At 63.7% G+C, this 17,462-nt stretch carries 9 protein-coding genes; all 9 read right to left on the bottom strand.

Annotation, left to right across the window (positions count from 1 at the left end; translation table 11 throughout):
• Positions 1-24: 24 nt before the first annotated feature.
• The 9 genes from smc to ACRQEC_RS00320 all read right to left on the bottom strand — a co-directional run bounded on the left by smc (position 25) and on the right by ACRQEC_RS00320 (position 17,397).
• A complete protein-coding gene (gene smc / locus ACRQEC_RS00360) occupies positions 25-3,582 on the bottom strand; it encodes a chromosome segregation protein SMC (RefSeq protein ID WP_435729793.1) in 3,558 nt (1,185 codons plus the stop codon).
• 173 nt (positions 3,583-3,755) lie between these two features.
• Positions 3,756-5,315, bottom strand: coding sequence for an aspartate:alanine exchanger family transporter (locus tag ACRQEC_RS00355; RefSeq protein WP_284889685.1), 1,560 nt, complete (start codon positions 5,313-5,315; stop codon positions 3,756-3,758).
• A gap of 138 nt (positions 5,316-5,453) precedes the next feature.
• Positions 5,454-7,121 carry a glutamate ligase domain-containing protein gene (locus ACRQEC_RS00350; protein ID WP_284889687.1) on the bottom strand — a complete coding sequence of 556 codons (1,668 nt, stop codon included), beginning with the start codon at positions 7,119-7,121 and terminating at the stop codon, positions 5,454-5,456.
• Positions 7,122-7,247: 126 nt separating this feature from the next.
• Complete coding sequence (gene uriT / locus ACRQEC_RS00345) at positions 7,248-8,687, bottom strand: uridine transporter UriT (protein WP_284889688.1); 1,440 nt, start codon at positions 8,685-8,687, stop codon at positions 7,248-7,250.
• A gap of 95 nt (positions 8,688-8,782) precedes the next feature.
• Positions 8,783-9,751 carry a uridine-preferring nucleoside hydrolase UriH gene (uriH, locus tag ACRQEC_RS00340; protein ID WP_026428515.1) on the bottom strand — a complete coding sequence of 323 codons (969 nt, stop codon included), beginning with the start codon at positions 9,749-9,751 and terminating at the stop codon, positions 8,783-8,785.
• A gap of 216 nt (positions 9,752-9,967) precedes the next feature.
• A complete protein-coding gene (brnQ, locus tag ACRQEC_RS00335) occupies positions 9,968-11,338 on the bottom strand; it encodes a branched-chain amino acid transport system II carrier protein (RefSeq protein WP_284889690.1) in 1,371 nt (456 codons plus the stop codon).
• Positions 11,339-11,478: 140 nt separating this feature from the next.
• Positions 11,479-14,724, bottom strand: a complete 3,246-nt coding sequence (gene ileS / locus ACRQEC_RS00330) for an isoleucine--tRNA ligase (protein WP_284889755.1) — start codon at positions 14,722-14,724, stop codon at positions 11,479-11,481.
• 265 nt (positions 14,725-14,989) lie between these two features.
• Positions 14,990-17,059: an alpha/beta hydrolase gene (locus ACRQEC_RS00325; RefSeq protein WP_284889691.1), complete on the bottom strand. Its 2,070-nt coding sequence runs from the start codon at positions 17,057-17,059 to the stop codon at positions 14,990-14,992.
• On the bottom strand, positions 17,056-17,397 hold the full coding sequence (locus ACRQEC_RS00320; protein ID WP_284889693.1) for a hypothetical protein: 342 nt from the start codon (positions 17,395-17,397) through the stop codon (positions 17,056-17,058). Before ACRQEC_RS00320 ends, ACRQEC_RS00325 begins: the two co-directional genes overlap by 4 nt.
• Positions 17,398-17,462 lie beyond the last annotated feature (65 nt).

Below are 17,462 nucleotides of genomic sequence, written 5' to 3'. Positions count from 1 at the left end.
TGTTACCGAACTGCAACGTAAGTCTCATTGTTCGCGCAGCTCAGACATGCGCTGGGAGACCACGGTGGATACCCCGTCTTCACGCATCGCCACCCCGTACAGAGCATCGGCGATTTCCATGGTGCGTTTCTGGTGGGTGATGACCAGGAGCTGGGAAGAGCGCTGCAATTCCCGGAAGATCTCGAGAAGGCGCCCCAGATTGACATCATCGAGGGCAGCCTCCACCTCGTCCATCACATAGAACGGGGAGGGGCGAGCCATAAAGATCGCCACGAGGAAAGCAATGGCGGTGAGCGAGCGTTCCCCGCCCGAAAGGAGGGACAGCCGCTTGACGCGTTTACCCGGTGGGCGCGCTTCAATTTCCACCCCGGTGGTCAGCACGTTCTCCGGGTCAGTAATAATGAGGTGCCCTTCCCCGCCCGGGAAAAGGCGGGAAAAAACCTGCTCGAAACGGACGCTAATATCACTGAGCGCTGCTTTCATAACGAGGGTGACTCGTTCATCAAGCTCCGCCACAATATCGAGAAGGTCTGCGCGGGTTTTCTTTAGGTCATCAAGTTGCTGAGCCAGGTACTTTTGGCGTTCTTCCAGCGCGGCGTGTTCCTCGAGGGCGAGTGGGTTAATGGTGCCCAGCCGTGCGAGGGCACGCTGCGCCGTAGCCAGGCGCCGTTCCTGTTCGGCTCGCACGTAGGGCACCGCACCGTCCTCGGTGGGTACTTGGATATGCGGTCCGAATTCTTCGACGAGGGTAGTGCTATCGACGCCCAGGTCCTCGAGGGCACGGGTGGCCAGCTGCTCGTATTCCATGCGGGCGCGGGCGGTCGCCAGTTCGCGGGCGTGGGTCGAATCTGCGAGCTCGCGTTCGCGGGTGCGCAGCTGATCGACGCGTTCGCGTAGGTGCGTGAGCTGCCCCTCGGCGCCGTGTTGTTCTTCTTCTACCCGACGACGCCGCTCGGCCACTTCGGCACGCAGGCTGCGCACGTGACCTAAGGCGCGCACCGCCCCGGCTGCGACCTGCCCCGCCAACACCGCATGCTGGCCACGGACCTGGCGAGCGCGTTCTTCCCGCTCAATACGTTCGCGGGCCAGCCGGGCCCGGTTATCCAGGGCATCGGCGCGCCCACTCAGAGCCCGGAAGCGTTCTTCGGCGGTGCGCAGCGCCAACCGAGCCTCCGTTTCCTGTTTGCGGGCTCCCACGGCGGCCTCATGAGCGCTATCGCGCTGCTGAGAGAGCCGGGCAAGTTCGCCATCATCGGGAATATCGGCAGTATTTTCTTCAGGCTCCGCGAAGCTATCCAGCTCTGCCTGCCGGGCGGCGATATCTTCCCGTAAGGAGGCGGCGCGGGCGACGGCGCGTTCTTCATCGGCGCGGGCCGCGGAGAGGGCCTGGCGCAGGGCTCCCAATTGGGCAGTTGCGGCTGCTAGGTTAGAATCGCGCGCCGTCAGTTCGCTCCCGGATGCTTCGGCGCGGGCGCGGGCATCTTCTTCAGCGTTCTCCGCTTTCCGGAGCGCCGCGGCTGCCTCATCGGCGGCGGTGGCGGCGGCATCAAGCTGCTCGGAGGCATCCTGGTAGGCGGCTTGGCGGGCGAGGGTGGCAGCGGCGGTGGCCTCTCCCCCGGTAGCGGTGCAGGCGGTGATAATATCTCCGCTCCGTGTCACCGCGCGGGGCGCCCCGGCACTCACGAGCTGGCGGGCGGTCACAAGATCGGCAGTGAGGGCGGTGCCCGCCAGGAGCTGTGTGAGGAGGCCAGCTAGATCGCTGCCTGCCCGGGACCCGCTCACCACTGCCAGGGCGTGCACGGCGGCATCCGGATCTGGGCGCACCGTTTCGAAAGCAGCATTGAGCGCAGCTTCGCGCGCGGCGGCTGCGGCGTCGTCGTTCTTCCCTCCCGCAATGGTGAGGGTGAGGCGCCCGGCTTGCGCCTGTGCGGCGCCCCGCAAAATATCGACGGCACTGTTCAAATCGTCCACCATCGCTCCGGCAGCGGCGCCCGCGAGCGCATTTTCCGCCGCGCTTTCCCAACCGCGTTCCACGTGGAGGTGGTCGCGCAACAGGGCCGCACCGTGCTCGATGGCCCAAGCGGTGGCGTCTTCGGGTTCCAGCGAGAGCGCAAGGGTATCGACAATCGCTTGTAAGCGCGCCATCTCTTCGCGGGCCCGCGCCTCGTTTGCGCGGGCTTCTTCCACGGCGGCGCGGGCCGCGAGATGAGCCCGAGTATGTTCTTCGTGGGTGGTGGCGAGGGTATCGTCCCCGGCGGAGGTGGCAACGAGTTCTTCTTCGATATCCGTGACCTGCACGCTAGTGGTTTGCACGCGCTGGCGCGCGGCCGCCACGTCCTTATCCACGCGTTCAACTTCGGCCTGGAGGGCCTCGAGCCGAGAGCGCACCGCGGAAACTTTCCCGGCCCGGCGCGCGGCGTTCTCCCGCGCGTCAGCACGGGCACGGCTCGCCTGGTTATAGGCGCGCTCAGCAGCAGCTTCCGCGCCTTCGGTTTCCTCACGCTGGGTGAGTACGGTGCGCAGGGCGTCCTGGGCCTCGCGCACGCGCCCCTCTAGTTCTTCTTCTTCGGCGCGGGCCCGGACGGCGCGGGCCTGGAGCTCCTCGGGGTCATCTTGGCCGCCCCGTGCCGGCATGGCGCTCAGGGTGCGTTCGCGTTCGCGCGCCAGTTCGTCCATGGCACGGAATCGTTCCTCGAGGGAAGCGAGTCGCTCGGAGCTATCGCGCAACGCAGAGAGTTGGGGGCTCAGGCGCGCGTGGTGTTCTTCTGCCGTGGCGAGGGCGGCGCGGGCCTGGGTGAGGGCCGATTGGTTTTCTTCACGCAGCTGGGCGGTGCGGTGATCTTCGGCGGCCCCGGCTTCCAGCCGCGCCTGCGCCTGGGCTAGATCATCGGCGAGGAGGCGGGCCCGCGCATCACGTTCGGTGGCTTGGATCACCTGGGCACGGCGGGCAGCCTCAGCTTGTTTGGCGAGCGGTCCGAGCTGACGGCGCAGCTCCGCGGTGAGATCCTCCACCCGCGTGAACGAACCTTTCATCGCTTCGAGTTTCCGCAGAGTTTTTTCTTTGCGACGGCGGTGTTTGAGCACCCCGGCGGCTTCTTCAACAATATTGCGGCGTTCTTCAGGGCTGGAGGTGAGGACTTCGTCGAGGCGGCCCTGCCCGATAATGACGTGCATTTCCCGCCCCATGCCGGTATCCGAGAGCAGTTCCTGGACATCGAGGAGACGCGCCGGGGTGCCGTTAATAGCGTATTCGGAGCCTCCGGCGCGGAAGAGGGTGCGGGTGATGGTCACTTCGGAATACTCGATGGGGAGCACGCCATCGGAATTATCGATGGTGAGGGAAACTTCCGCGCGTCCGAGCGCGGGACGGCGCGAGGTGCCGGCGAAAATAACATCCGCCATGGAGCCGCCCCGTAGGGTTTTCGCGCCCTGTTCGCCCATCACCCAGGCGAGGGCGTCCACCACGTTGGATTTCCCTGAACCATTGGGGCCTACCACCGCGTTAATTCCGGGTTCGAAGCGCACTGTGGTGGCGGTGGCAAAGGATTTGAATCCTCGCATGGTCAAGGTTTTTAAGTGCACGATTACAGATTATGCCAGACGGCGCCACCGGTGGGACTTCGACGGTGCGTCGATACGGTGCGACAAAGCACCCGCGCCATTGTCGTGGCACGCCGGCGCTGGGCGGCAGACACCGGTAACGGTGCAACGGTGCGCGGCTAAGGTGCGACGGTGCGCCGCACCGTTACATGTTCCTAGAACATGAAGGGGACGACGACGATCTTATAGATGAGCGCAATCGCGAAGGTGGTAGCGTAGCCGGTCATCACTCGGTTATCGGTTGTGCGCGAGGTCGCGTAGGATAGCACCGCCGGCTGGCCGAGCAGCCCGGCCACCGCACCCGAAGAACGGGTAGCGGAGGAACCGAGGATCCAGGCGGCCGCCATCATAACCCCGCATCCGATAATGCTCACCGCTGCGGCCAAGAGCAGCGATTTCAAGCCCACCATTGTGAAAACGGTGGAGGCGAAAGCCGAACCGGAGTTGAGGCCCACCGCCGCGAGGAAGAGCATGAGCCCGAACTGGCGCAGGGTGAGATTCGCGGGGCGCGGGAGCTGCCAGGGCACCCGGCCGGTGCGGTGCACCGCTCCGAGAATCAACCCCACCACGAGCGGGCCGCCGGCCGCACCGAGGGAGAAAGCAGCGCCACCCGGAAGCGGGATTTCCACCAGTCCGAGGGCGAAGCCGAGGGCAAGCCCACCGGCTGCCGCCACCCAGTCAAGTTCCGAGGAGCTGGAGACCGAATCGCCGAAGTATTCTTCGAGTTCCTCGACCCGTGAGGTGGGTAGGGCGACCTCTACCACGTCGCCCATTTCCAGGTAGGTATCCGGGGTGGCCAGGATTTCATCGTCGGCACGGCGAATCACCGTTACGCGCGCTTCAAAGCGGCGGTAGAGCGGGAGGGAACCCACCGTGAGGCCGGCAATATCCCGATTGGATACCGTGAAACGGTGCACCGTCAGATACGGATCGGTCAGGCGCCGATGGCGCATACGGCTACCCAGGCGTTCGATAGCTTCGGAAAGTGCGGCCCGGGAAGCAAAAATACGAACCCGGTCCCCCGGTTCCAGAGCGCGTTCCATATCGAGCACATGCCAGCGCCTATTGCGCCGCATGGCTACGAATCGCACCTGCTGGCCGGCAATATCCCGCATCTGCTCCGCGGAAATCTCCCGGTCCACGTAGACGGTTGCCTGTTCCAATTCCACATCATCGGGGTCAAGCTGGTCGTTACGGGCTTTCCATTCCCGATTAATGAAAATAGCGACCATGACGATGGCGAGTGTGACCCCCACCGGATAGCCAATGGAATAGCCCACGGCGGGGTTATCCGGATCGGTCATTTCCTGAGCGAGCGCAAGCGAGGGAGTTGAGGTAAGCGAACCAGCGAAAACACCCACGGCGGTACCGCGAAGCAAACCGAGGAGCTCCCCCAGTCCCACCGCGGCTGCCGCCCCGGCCGTAATCGCAATAACCGAAGCGAGCATGAGGCCCAACTGTTTGCGGATCTCCTGGAAGAATGTTTCCCCGGCTTCCAAGCCGATCATATAAACGAAAATTCCCAGGCCCAGATCTTGCAGCAGCACAAGGAGCGAAGTGGAGGGCGGAACCACCGCGCCAACGAGCAAACCGATGAAAAGCGCCCCCGCTGCCCCAAATTTCAGGGGACCAAAAGGAATCGCCCCGAAGGCGGCACCGAGCGCCACCACGATGAAAACAACGAGAACGGTATTGCTGGCGAGAATATCGAGCACAGTGCCACCTCGGAGTTGAAGACTGGTAGATCGTTACCGATTCTACCAATTCAGTGCGCCGCGCTATCTCCTTAGCGCGCCGTGCCATCGCCTTGGTGCGCCGTACGATCACGTCAGTGCCCCGTGCCGGCTCCGTCCTTACTCGGTGGGAGCTTCATCAGGAGTCCCTTTGCCCATGATCTGGCGCGCCATGCCCGCGAGGTAGACCGAACCGAGCACGGCCACCACCGGCGTGGCGAGCTCCTCACCGGCTTCGGCCTCGGCCCATCCGGCAGCCTCGTCAATCGCGGCAAGCAGATCGCGTTCCATCCGCACTCGGTCCTCCCCGAAGACCTCCCGTGCCAGCTGTGCCAGTTCCTCAGCGTCCATCGCCCGCTCACCGGGCATATCGGTGACCACAACGGAATCCAACACCGGCTCGAACTGCCCGAGGGTTCCTTCCACGTCCTTATCTGCCATCATGGCAAGCACCCCGACGCGCCGGCCGGGATAGTACTCTTCCAACGCGGCGGCGGTATGCGCCGCACCGTGGGGGTTGTGGGCCGCGTCCACGAGGACGGTGGGCGAAGTGCGCACCACTTCGAGACGTCCGGGCGAGGTCACGGCCATCAGAGCATGTTCGACGACGTCACCGGAAAGCGCGCGCCCACCAAAGAATGCTTCAACCGCCGTGAGCGCGAGCGCCGCGTTCTCTGCCTGGTACGAGCCGCGCAGTGCGAGGGGAATATCGTCGTAGCGAGCCGCGGGGGTACGCACCGTCATGAGCTGACCACCCACCGCGGTTTCCCGCCCGAGCACCTCGATATCTTTCCCGTAAACGGATACGTGGGCGCGGGCCTGATGGGCTGCCTGAGCGATAGCCACAGCGGCGTCCTCGGGTTGGGCGGCGCTCACCACGCTGGCCCCGGGCTTAATAATCCCGACTTTCTCCCCCGCGATCTGCGCGATGGTGTGCCCGAGCCAGCGTTCGTGATCCAGGGCGATGGGGGTGAGGACGGCGACGTCGCCGTCGATCACATTGGTGGCATCCCACCGTCCGCCCATACCTACTTCAACCACGGCCACATCGATGGGTGCGGCAGCGAAAGCTACGTAGGCCATGACCACGAATACTTCAAAGAAGCTCATGCGCGGCCCGCCTTCCGCTTGAGAACGCTGGTCCACGAGCTCAACGAAAGGCGCAACGTCTTCCCATGCCTGAATGAAATCCGCGCGGGAAATGTTATGCCCGTCGATGGCAATGCGTTCGCGTACCGAGACCAGGTGCGGGGAGGTGAAGCGCCCGGTGCGCAGGCCATGCTCGCGCAGCAGCGCTTCGATCATGCGCGCCGTCGAGGTTTTTCCGTTGGTGCCCGTCACGTGCACACACCGGTAGGAATGGTGCGGGTTGCCAAGTAAATCCAGGCACATCTGGACGCGTTCGAGAGAGGGCTGCACCTTGTGTTCGGGAGCGCGGGTGAGGATATCCCGGTAGATTTCCTCCACTCGGGCTTCCTCCGCGGTGGTATCCGCTAGCTCGATAATAGGATCGGGTGATTCTTTGACCTCCCGGATGACGGCTTCGTCCCCGAAAAGTCCGGAGCTGAGGACCTCGGTGAGTGCCGCGTCAAGTTCGGCTTCCCGCGCCTCCTCCGGATCACGGGGCTCTTCCGGATCACGAGGCTCCCCCGCATCGGGAGCCCCGGATGTTCCCTCCGGGTCAAAGCCCCCGGCCTGCTCCAGTTCCCCCTCGCGATAGTTCTGTGCGTCGTCGTACCCCGCACCGTTGTGACCGGTGCCATCGTGCTTCGCGTTATTCGTCCCCATACCTGCCCTTTCCACGGCACACCAGCATATACCACGGGGCCCACGGTGCGACTGGCGCTGCCAGCCCCGTGGGCCCCGTTACCGGTCATCTACCGGTGCCCGAGTAAATCCTCAGGCGACATATGTTTAGGACGCGGATTCTTCAGCGTTCTCCACCGAGGGGATGAGAGTGGAGAGGAGGAGCGCGATAATCACGAGGACCGCACCCACCGCGATTCCGGCCTGGTACCCGCCCACCACATTCTCGGTGCCGCCCACGGCGGTAGCCACTGCGGTCAGGATAGCGAAGGAGAGCCCGGCGCCCAGGTTGAAAGCACCGGCATTCATGCCCGGCAGGTAGCCCTGGTTATCGGCCGGGGAAAGCACAACGCCCAAGCCGTTGAGCATGATATTGACGGTACCGGCGTAGGTGATACCGATGGCCACGCACAGGAAGAAGATAAGCGACTTCGAGGGCGTCCCAACTCCAAAGACCGCAACCCCGAGGAAAATCACCGTGGAAAGCAGCCCCACCTGGAGCACCTTCTTGTAGCCGAAGCGCGAAGCGAGCTGCCCGGCAATCGGGCCCATAATGAGACCGGCGATAGCGTAAGGCGTCAGCGTCACGAAGGAGACTGTTTCTGCCGGGAGTTCCAGACCACCGGCGCTGGCTTCCAGCTGCGCCAGGTTCGGGATGAGGCCGTTCATGACCGCGAATACCCCCGTCATGGTGAAGAGGGTGGTCGATAGCAGCGCCCAGGTGCGCCGTTGCTTGAGGTAGCGGGTAGCCACCAGCGGGTGGGCGCGCGAAGATTCGATCTTCCAGAAAATCACCGCGGACACGGCTGCCACCAGGATTTCCACGCCGATGAGCCACCAGCGGGCATCCCCGAGCTTGCCCAATTCGTTGAAGGCGAAGTAGACGCAGCCGAAAACGATGAGCAGCGCGATAACGCCGGGCCAGTCCATCGGGGTGCGGTCACCCTGCGATTCGCGGGTTCCGAACATCGACGCCACGAAAGCGATGGCGCACACAACCGCCATGCACGCGAAAACGGAGCGGAAGCCCCAGTTACCGGCGAGCCAGCCGCCCAGCAGGGCGTCCACCCCGGCGATACCTCCGTTGACGGAGGTCAGGATCGCCATGTACTTTGCGTAACGGCGCGGCTCGGGTACTTCCTGGTGCAGCATGACGAGGGTGAGGGGCACCATCGGCCCCGCCGTCCCCTGAATCACGCGCCCGATACCGAGGATGGTGACATTGGGTGCCAGTGCGGAGACCACGCATCCGATCCCGGTGGCCAGGAGCATTCCCAGCAGAATCTTCTTGCGCCCGATGAGGTCACCCCAGCGCGGCAGGAAGAGGGAGAAGAGCGCGGCGGAGGCGAAGAAGGCCGTTTGGGTCACGCCGATTTCGACGTCGGTCGCGTTCAACTCCACGCTCATGGTGTGCAGGGCTGGGGAGAGCATGGAGGCGTTGAGCTGGAAAGCGAAGACCGCGCAGAGTAGCGCGGCCATCAGCACGATAATATTCGTGCGCGAACCGGATTGTGCCTGGCCGGCACGCGCGGGAACGGAAGATGCCATAGTTTTTTCTTTCTCACCGGGGAGGACGACGCCGCACCGTGGCAGCGCCGTCCTCCGTTCATAAAGGTTGGGTTGGATGGGGCTTAGCCCCATGTTTAGCCCAGGTAGTGGTGTTCGCCTACGCGCTCCAGCGCATCGGCGATGAGATCCCAGAAACGCCCGTGATCGAGCCGGGTCGCAGCCCAGGTGTGGCAATCTTCGGGAATGGGGCCGCGGAAATCAGCCACCGTCATCCCCACGGTGAGGGTGCCGGTGAGTTCCACATCGATGGGTACCTGCACCGTTTCCACGATGGTGGGGTCGATAAGGTAGGCCACGGCGCACGGATCGTGCACCGGCGGGTAATCGAAGCCCTGCGCGTCCTGGTAGGAGGCACGGAAGAAGTCCATGAGTTCGTGGACGAAGCGGGCCGGCTGGGTGCCCACCGCGTCAATCTTCGCGTAGGCTTCCGGGGTGCAGAGCGCCTGGTGGGTGAGATCCAGGCCCACCATCACCACTTTCCACGGCTCGTTGAAAACGATATGCGCCGCTTCCGGGTCGATCTTGATATTGAATTCGGCCACCGCGGACCAGTTTCCAACGTGGTAGCCCCCGCCCATGAGGACCACCTGCTTGACGCGCTCGGCAAGGCGTGGTTCCTTGCGTACCGCGAGCGCGATATTGGTGAGCGGGCCGGTGGGGACAAGGGTGACGGTGCCCGGTTCGTGCGCCATGACAGTGTCAATAATGAGATCGACGGCGTGCCGGGAATCAAGCTCAATAGCCGGGGTAGGTAATTCTGTGCCGTCTAGACCGGTATCTCCGTGAATATCGGGGGCGACTTCCACCGGGCGTACCAGCGGGCGGTCGCATCCGGCCGCGAAAGGCACTCCCGTCATTTTCATAACGGTGCCCACGGCGAGGGCATTATTCGTCACTTTCTTCAGCGTTTGGTTGCCACCCACCGTGGTGACGGCAAGCAGATCAATCTGCGGATTTGCCCACGCCAGCAGCATCGCAACGGCGTCGTCATGACCGGGATCGCAATCCAAAATGATTTTTTCCGGGGTGTGCTGTGTTGCCATGTTTCTCTCCACATCCTTGGGGAACTCCCGCGGAGTTCTACGTGCTTTCATTAAAACATAGAAAGAACGGTTTCACCGCGAGCGTTCACAGCAGCACCGTAGGCACCGTCAGGAGTACCACTGGCTTCCCGGCACGTGCAGATAGGCTCCCCGCCGCACCGTAAGCCGCCTACTGGAGCACCGTCAGGAGACGCTGGCGCCCCCAACAGCCCCGTCTCATGATGCTAGCGCCTCCGTCGGCGCCGCCGTGCCCCGCACCAGTGCCGGCGGGAACAACCGCCCCTGGATCCCGTCCGCTACTAAACCGAGCACGAAACCGAGAAGCGCCGGCCCGGCCCAGGCCAAGCCTTCTTCCCCGAGCGGCACTATCGCCAGAAGCTCACCCACGGGGGCGAAAAGATTCCATTCGGTTACAACCAAGCCGTCCAGGAGCGCGAAAGGCGCCGCGATCCAGGCGGAAGCTCGGTAGGCCCAGTGCAGGCGCCCAGGAACCGCAAGATCAACAAGAGTCACGAAAATAAGAACGATAGCGATGGGATAGATAAAGCGGTTGATCGGGTTAATGAAATTGAGGATTCCTTCCAGACCCAGCGTGGACATGGCAAAAGCAAACATTCCCTGCCCGATGAGGAGGGGACGGTAGGCCAGGCCCGGAAGGTAGCTGCGGTAGAACTGGGTAGCGGCGCCCAGCAGGCCAATCGCCGTGGTCAAACACGCCAGGATGGTGATGGCGCCAAAAATGAGCTGGCCACCCCTCCCGAAGAAACGCTCGGAGACGGCGGCTAAAGCATCCGCACCGTTGGCAAAACCTTCGGTGGCCACCCGCACCCCGATCTGGGAGAGCCCCAGGTAGATCGCGGCGAGGATAAGGGCAGCAATGAGGGCTACTCCCGCCGCTCCCCCGAAGAGCGCCCCGCGGGAGGTGAATCCCTTGGATCGCAACGATGACACAATCACCAGTCCGAAAACGAAGGCCGCCAGCGCGTCCATCGTCATATACCCGCTCAGCAGCCCGCCGGTGAGCGCATTGGGCGCATACGGTGCCTGCGGGAGGGAGACCTGGGGCGGCAGGTTGAGCACCACCACCGTAATAAGAATCGCCATGAGGATAACAAGGGCGGGGGTGAGGATACCTCCCACTCGGTCCACCATTTTGCCCGGGTTGAGGGCCACGAGCACGGCCACCACGAAGAATACGGCGGAGAAAGCGAGGAGGGCAGGGCGGGCTGCGGCGTCGTCGTGCATCACGGGGCGGACCGCAACCTCGAAACTCACCGCAGCCACTCGCGGCACCGCGTACAAAACACCGGTGGTAATAAAAATCGCCCACAGTAGCGCGTGACCGGGGATACGGCCGATACGGGTCGCAATATCTTGCGGGGTGCCGTCGCGGCTGGAGGTGGCGGCGATGAGGCCAATGGCGGGGAGAATCACCCCGGTGCCGATAAACCCGGCGATGGCCAGCGGGGTATTCGTGCCGGCTTGAATGCCGAGCATCACCGGGAAAATAAGATTTCCCGCCCCGAAGAACATGGCGAAGAGCGCCAAGCCGGTCACAGCGAGCGTGAGGACCCGCGAGTTTTTCATCCCTGAACCTTCGTGTGGATTGTGAGAACGGTGCCGGGCCGCGGCGGAGACTATGGTGGTCCACCGCGGCCCATGCAAGGCACCCTACTCTAGAGGATCACGGCGCGCCGTTACAGAGCGCGCCGTGTGATACCGCGTTTTTAGTGCGCGACTTTCGTCACCTCAATGCCGAGCGGTGCGCCCGCAGCGCCCGCAGAGCCTTCAGCACCGTCCGCACCGTCCGCAACCGCCGTCACCTGCGCCTCCACCGCGAGGGTTTCCTCCTGGATAAAGGGCAGGTAGCGGGTAACCGCATCGACTCGCTCGGCGGGCACCGTGAGCTTGAGGGAGATCCGGTCGGCCACGTGCAGCTGCGCGTTCTTGCGTTCGTCCTGCACGGCGCGTACGACGTCGCGGGCATAGCCTTCGGCTTCCAGTTCCTCATCCACCTCGGTGTCCAAGGCGATGAAGGAGCCGGAATCGAGCGCCGCGGCCACCGAACCCGGGTCGGCTTCCACCGATACCGTGATCTCAAACTGACCGGGCCCCAGGCGCACCTCCGGGTCGGTATGGAGCACCGCGTCCGCACCGTCCTCGCTCCAGTTCCCGGCCTTGGCAGCCTGGAAGAGCGCGGAGGTCATCTTGCGCAACTGGGGATCCAGTTCGCGCGGAAGGACCTTGAGGTCGCGACTCACCTTCATCCCCGATTGCGCCACGTCCTTGAGTTCAACATTCTTGACGTTCACTTCCAGGGCGATGAGATCGGTGAAGGGCGCCAGGTCACGGTCGGTGACGATGGTGAGGGTGCGCAGCGGTTGGCGCACCCGCAACTGGTGGGTTTTGCGCAGCGAGTGCGCGGCGGAGACGACGGCGCGCGCCTCATCCATCGCTTCACGCAGCGCATCATCCGCCCAGGAATCAGGGAGTTCGGGCCAGTCTTCCAGGTGGACGGAGCGCCCGCCGGTCAGCCCCTTCCAGATTTCTTCGGTTACGAGCGGCGCGAGGGGCGCCATAACCCGCATGAGCACTTCGAGCGCCGTGTAGAGCGTGTCGAAGGCGGCGTGGTCTTCATTCCAGAAACGATCCCGGGAGGTGCGCACATACCAGTTGGTCAGCACATCCAGGAATCCGCGCACCCGGTCGCAGGCGGCCGGAATATCGTAGTTATCCAGGTCGGTGCGCACCTTATCGGCCAGGTCCTTGATGCTGGCCAGCAGGTAGCGGTCCATCACATCTAGACCGGAGGGGTCACTCACCGGCTGGGCGCGGTAGCCCTCCCCCTTCGAGCACGTCGAAGCGTAAAGCGCGAAGAAATAGTAGGCATTCCACAGCGGCAGCAGCACCTGGCGCACCGTATCGCGCAGCGCGCGTTCGGTCACGATGAGGTTCCCGCCGCGCACAATCGGCGAATTCATAAGGAAGAAACGCATTGCATCCGCGCCGACCTCGTCGAACATCTCGTAGACATCGGGGTAGTTGCGCAGCGATTTCGACATCTTCTGGCCGTCGTCCCCCAGCACGATGCCGTGCGAGATACAGGTGCGGAAAGCCGGGCGGTCAAAGAGCGCGGTGGCCAATACATGGAGGGTGTAGAACCACCCGCGGGTTTGGCCGATGTACTCGACGATGAAATCCCCCGGGTAGTGGTCCTCGAACCAGTCCTTATTTTCGAAGGGATAGTGGACCTGGGCGTAGGGCATGGAGCCGGATTCGAACCAGCAGTCCAGCACGTCGGTAATGCGCCGCATGGTGGACTTGCCGGTGGGATCATCCGGGTTGGGGCGGGTCAGCTCATCGATATAGGGGCGGTGGAGATCCACCTCGCCCTTCTCGTTGCGCGGCAGGCGCCCGAAATCACGCTCGAGTTCTTCCAGAGAACCGTAAACGTCCTCGCGTGGATAATTGGGATCATCGGAGCGCCACACCGGGATGGGGCTGCCCCAGAACCGGTTGCGGGAAATGGACCAGTCGCGCGCTCCGGCCAGCCAGTTGCCGAATTGGCCGTGCTTGATATGCGCCGGGGTCCATTCGATCTGTTCGTTGAGCTCAACCATGCGATCCCGGAAGGCACTTACCCGCACGAACCACGAGGAGACCGCCTTGTAGATGAGCGGTTTGCGGCAGCGCCAGCAATGCGGGTACGAGTGCAGGTAGGAGCGTTCTTGGACCAGCACGGCGCGCTCGTTTTCCGGGCGGCGTGCCAGCGGCCCGGTCCCCTCGCGCAGGTCACGGGTGATAGGCAGATTGGCATCAAAAACCTGAGTGCCTTCGTAATCGGGCACCTCGGAGGTGAAACGCCCGGCACCGTCCACCGGCACCACGGGGCGAATCCCGACTTCCTGGCAGGCGAACATATCGTCTTCACCGAAGGCGGGGGCGATATGAACCAGCCCGGTACCGTCTTCAGTGGTCACGAAGTTCCCGGCGATAACGTGGTAGGCATGCGGGCCGGGGGCTTCGTCCGCCGCCCGGTTCATGAAGTAATCGAAAATCGGGGCGTAGGCGCGGCCCACCAGCTGCGAGCCGGGGAAACGATCCACAACTTCCGGATCTTCACCCAGTTCCTTCGCGTAGGATTCCAGGCGCGCGGCGGAAATCACCACCCGCTCGCCTTCCAGCTTGCCTTCGCGCGGAACCACGGTGAGGTACTCAATATCCGGGCCCACCGCAATCGCCAAATTGGAGGGGAGCGTCCAGGGCGTCGTCGTCCAAATAAGGGCAAGTTCGCCGGTTTCCAGGCGTAGCCCCACGGTCAAGCTGAGGTCCTGCCGGTCCTTGTAGACGTCGTCATCCATCTTCAATTCGTGATTGGACAGCGGCGTTTCGTCATTCCAGCAGTAAGGCAGCACCCGATAACCGTCGTAGGCCAGGCCCTTGTCGTACAGGGTCTTGAAGGCCCACAGCACCGATTCCATATAGGTGGTGTCCAGGGTCTTGTAATCGTGGGAAAAATCGACCCAGCGCGCCTGGCGGGTCACGTATTCTTCCCATTCCTTGGTGTAGCGCAGCACCGAGGAGCGGCATGCCTCATTGAAGGTGGCGATGCCCATGTCCTCGATCTCATCGGTGGAATCAATCCCGAGGATACGCTGGGCTTCCAGTTCGGCGGGCAGCCCGTGGGTATCCCACCCGAAGCGGCGCTCGACCCGACGCCCCCGCATGGTCTGATAGCGCCCCACCACGTCCTTGACGTAACCGGTGAGAAGGTGACCGTAATGGGGCAGGCCGTTGGCGAACGGCGGGCCGTCATAGAAAACGAATTCATTGGAGCCGTGCGGCCCGGATTCACGCTGCTCAACGGAGGACTGGAACGTATTGTCTTTCTTCCAGAAAGCGAGGGTGCCTTCTTCCATCTTCGGGAAGTTCGGGGAGGCGGGCACGCCGCCCTCGCGATGAAGCGGATACATATCCACGCGGTGTCTCCTCGTGTCTCAAACCTATTCGGAATGAGGACGACGCCGGATATCCGGTACCGCGGTACCACCTCATTTGCTACTCGCCGCACGCGTGGTACGGCGGGTAACCGCTTCATTAGGACGTTGACGGATCCACCCGCTCGGTTCTACTGGGCTGCGGGGCAGGGCCGCGCGGCTGTTCTTCCGAGAGCTCGCCGGTGATTGCCGGGTCATAGCCAACGCCGCTCATTGTAGCCCTTCCGCGCGCGGGGCGCATCTAGCTTCCGGGTGGCGGGCGGACCGGTGGGTTGTGGGGCGACGGCGCAGCTCCGGCGGGTGGTTCGTGGGGTTGCGTAAGCGTGGCGGGCGGCGCCCCAGGCTCCGTTGCTGGCGGGGCGCCGCGCTCCGTGGCAGGCTCCGTGGTGATGCGCGCCAGTTCGCGCATTTGTGGAGAATCCGCGTTTTCCAAATATTCCGAATGCTGGGAGAAGAAGCCGCCGCGCCCGGAGAAATGATGCGCGGTGAAATCCGGATCCCGGCGCGGATTGAAGCCGAGCGCGTCGGTATGCCCGCCCGACACCGCTCCCCCGCCCAGCGCATTGACCACGTTAATAATGTCTTTCTTATTGGAAAGGACGTGATTAGAGGCGGCGCTTCCGGCCCCGTGCGCCCCGGTATTCATATCCCATCCTTCGGCCACGACCCCGGGTGTTCCGTACACCACAAGAGTATCGACGACGCCGGGCCTAGCCCGCTCCGCGGCCGCTGAAGCCGTCACCGAACCGTAGGAATGCCCCAGCAAATTGATACGCGGGCGATCTTCCCCGCGGACCTGGGCAATTCCCTCCGCGAAACGCGCGAGGCTGACCCCGCCTTCCCGGGCCCGCGCCGGGGTGTAGAGAGAGGAATCCAGCGCGCTTTGCGGGGCGGCGTAATCAAACCAGGTCACCACCGCCGGGCTTCCCGTTTCTCCGCGCGCGGTGAGAATTTCCTGCTGAAGTGCGGCTAGGCGGCCGGCCGCTTCCATATGGGAATCGAGGGAATTCACCACGTTGGTGGTCATTCCACCCACCTCGATGGTGATAGACGAGGCGGTATCCACATTGCCTTGGGCTAAGGCGACCTGGATGGTGCGCAATTCGGCACCGGTGCCGGTGCGGGCCCGGTTCGGCCCGCGATACACGAGGAGCTGGCGGGGCTGGGCGGATGGGGCGGGGCCTGCCAGCGGGAACGAGCGCCCCGCGGATAGTCGTGCCGCAGGCGAGTGCGCCGGAGCTGCGCGCCCCGCGGATAGTCGCGCCGCAGGCGAGTGCGCCGCGGATGATCGCCCCTCGCGTGGCGACGAGTGCCGCTTCGCATCACGGGGCGAAGCTGAGTGAGCCGGTGACATACTGATATGCTCACGCCAATTGCGATCCAAGCCGCGCTGGGTGCGAATCATGGCGTAAGCAGCCAGGTTCGCGGTGATGGTGGCATAACGCAGCTGGGCCGCACCAAGCTGGGCGGTGCGAATCTCCCGATCAGTTTTCCCGAGGTTCCCCTCAAGATCCGCCTGGGCGCTGGCGATCTCCGCGGAAAGTTCGGCCAGGATCGGATCGTAGTAGGCGCGGGCCATTTCTTCGTCATGGCGGGCAACGGCAATATTGGCGCGGTCCCGCACCGCGTATGGTATTCCGTCCAAATTTCCCAAATCCTGCGGGTAATGCGCGAGCACATAGGAGCGTTCGGCATCGCCCAGGGATGCCCACCAGGACTGAACATAGGTCGCGCTTTTTCCAACCGGCACCTTCCCCACCGAACGATAGTGGTTGGTGCGAGCCTCCGGGGCTATCTGCCCGGCAGCCAGCTGCGTGAAAACCTTGTCCAGATAACTGAGCGTATTATCGGCCGACCCGTAGGCTACTTCCACCTCCGCCCTAATCTGGACCACTACCTGGCGCCGTTCCCAGTCCGCTACCCCGGTGGCATCCGCTCCGTCCAGCGGATCAACAACCTCACCGCTAGGGGTAATCTCCATTCCGGCGGCCTTCGCGCGGGAGAGGGCTTCGGTCACGGCCGTTTGGGTGCGGGTGATTTTATGCTGGGCTTCCCCAAGGGCCTGGATGAGGTGGTCAATATGGTCGGTGTGCGCGGCGGCGCGGGCGGCCAGGGCCCGTACATCGGAGAGGAAGGCACGTGCCCCGTAGCCTTCCCAGGCGCCTTTCAAGGAACGCGTGGCTAGCTGGCGCAGCTGCCAGCTAGCTTCTTCACAGCGCCGACGTACGGCAGCAACCTCACTGAGAACGGTTCCGAGCAGGGCCCCGTTCCAGCTGCACAATTGCCCCCACGTCACCCTGAGATCTTTCATCTTCCGACCCCCGCGATATCCAAACCAGAAATATTCGTGCCGGCAATATCCAGAGCAGAAATATCCGCACCGGCCGCGGTATCTGCCTCCTGGTAGATGCGCCAGGCCAGGGCGAGGGAGGCGGCTAGCTCATCGGCTCGGGCCGCGATATCGCCGGTGCGCCTATCCAGGGCCGCGCATCCCGCACTCACGCTGGCCGGTGGTGGGGTGCCAGCCAGTGCCGCCGCCACCGCTCCCGGCACGCTATCCACCCGCAGCGGAGCCAGCGCGGCACTCACGTCCGCGAGCGCGGCGCGCAGATCCGCCGTCGCAGACTCCGTGATAAGAACACCATCCACCGTGACCTCCCCTTGTTCGCTCCCTTTTCTTTGCCCTACTACCAGTTACTTTCTTTGCGCTGACG

Source organism: Actinotignum saccati, from assembly GCF_051265055.1.
Classification (GTDB): domain Bacteria; phylum Actinomycetota; class Actinomycetes; order Actinomycetales; family Actinomycetaceae; genus Actinotignum.
The sequence above is the reverse complement of the archived record's forward strand: the minus strand, read 5'-3'. Positions and strand labels throughout refer to the sequence as shown.

Excerpts from the sequence above, each read along its gene's own strand:
- ACRQEC_RS00350 (WP_284889687.1), bottom strand. The coding sequence starts at position 7,121 with ATGGGGACGAATAACGCGAAGCACGATGGCACCGGTCACAACGGTGCG.
- uriT (WP_284889688.1), bottom strand. The coding sequence starts at position 8,687 with ATGGCATCTTCCGTTCCCGCGCGTGCCGGCCAGGCACAATCCGGTTCG.
- uriH (WP_026428515.1), bottom strand. The coding sequence starts at position 9,751 with ATGGCAACACAGCACACCCCGGAAAAAATCATTTTGGATTGCGATCCC.
- brnQ (WP_284889690.1), bottom strand. The coding sequence starts at position 11,338 with ATGAAAAACTCGCGGGTCCTCACGCTCGCTGTGACCGGCTTGGCGCTC.
- ileS (WP_284889755.1), bottom strand. The coding sequence starts at position 14,724 with ATGTATCCGCTTCATCGCGAGGGCGGCGTGCCCGCCTCCCCGAACTTC.
- ACRQEC_RS00325 (WP_284889691.1), bottom strand. The coding sequence starts at position 17,059 with ATGAAAGATCTCAGGGTGACGTGGGGGCAATTGTGCAGCTGGAACGGG.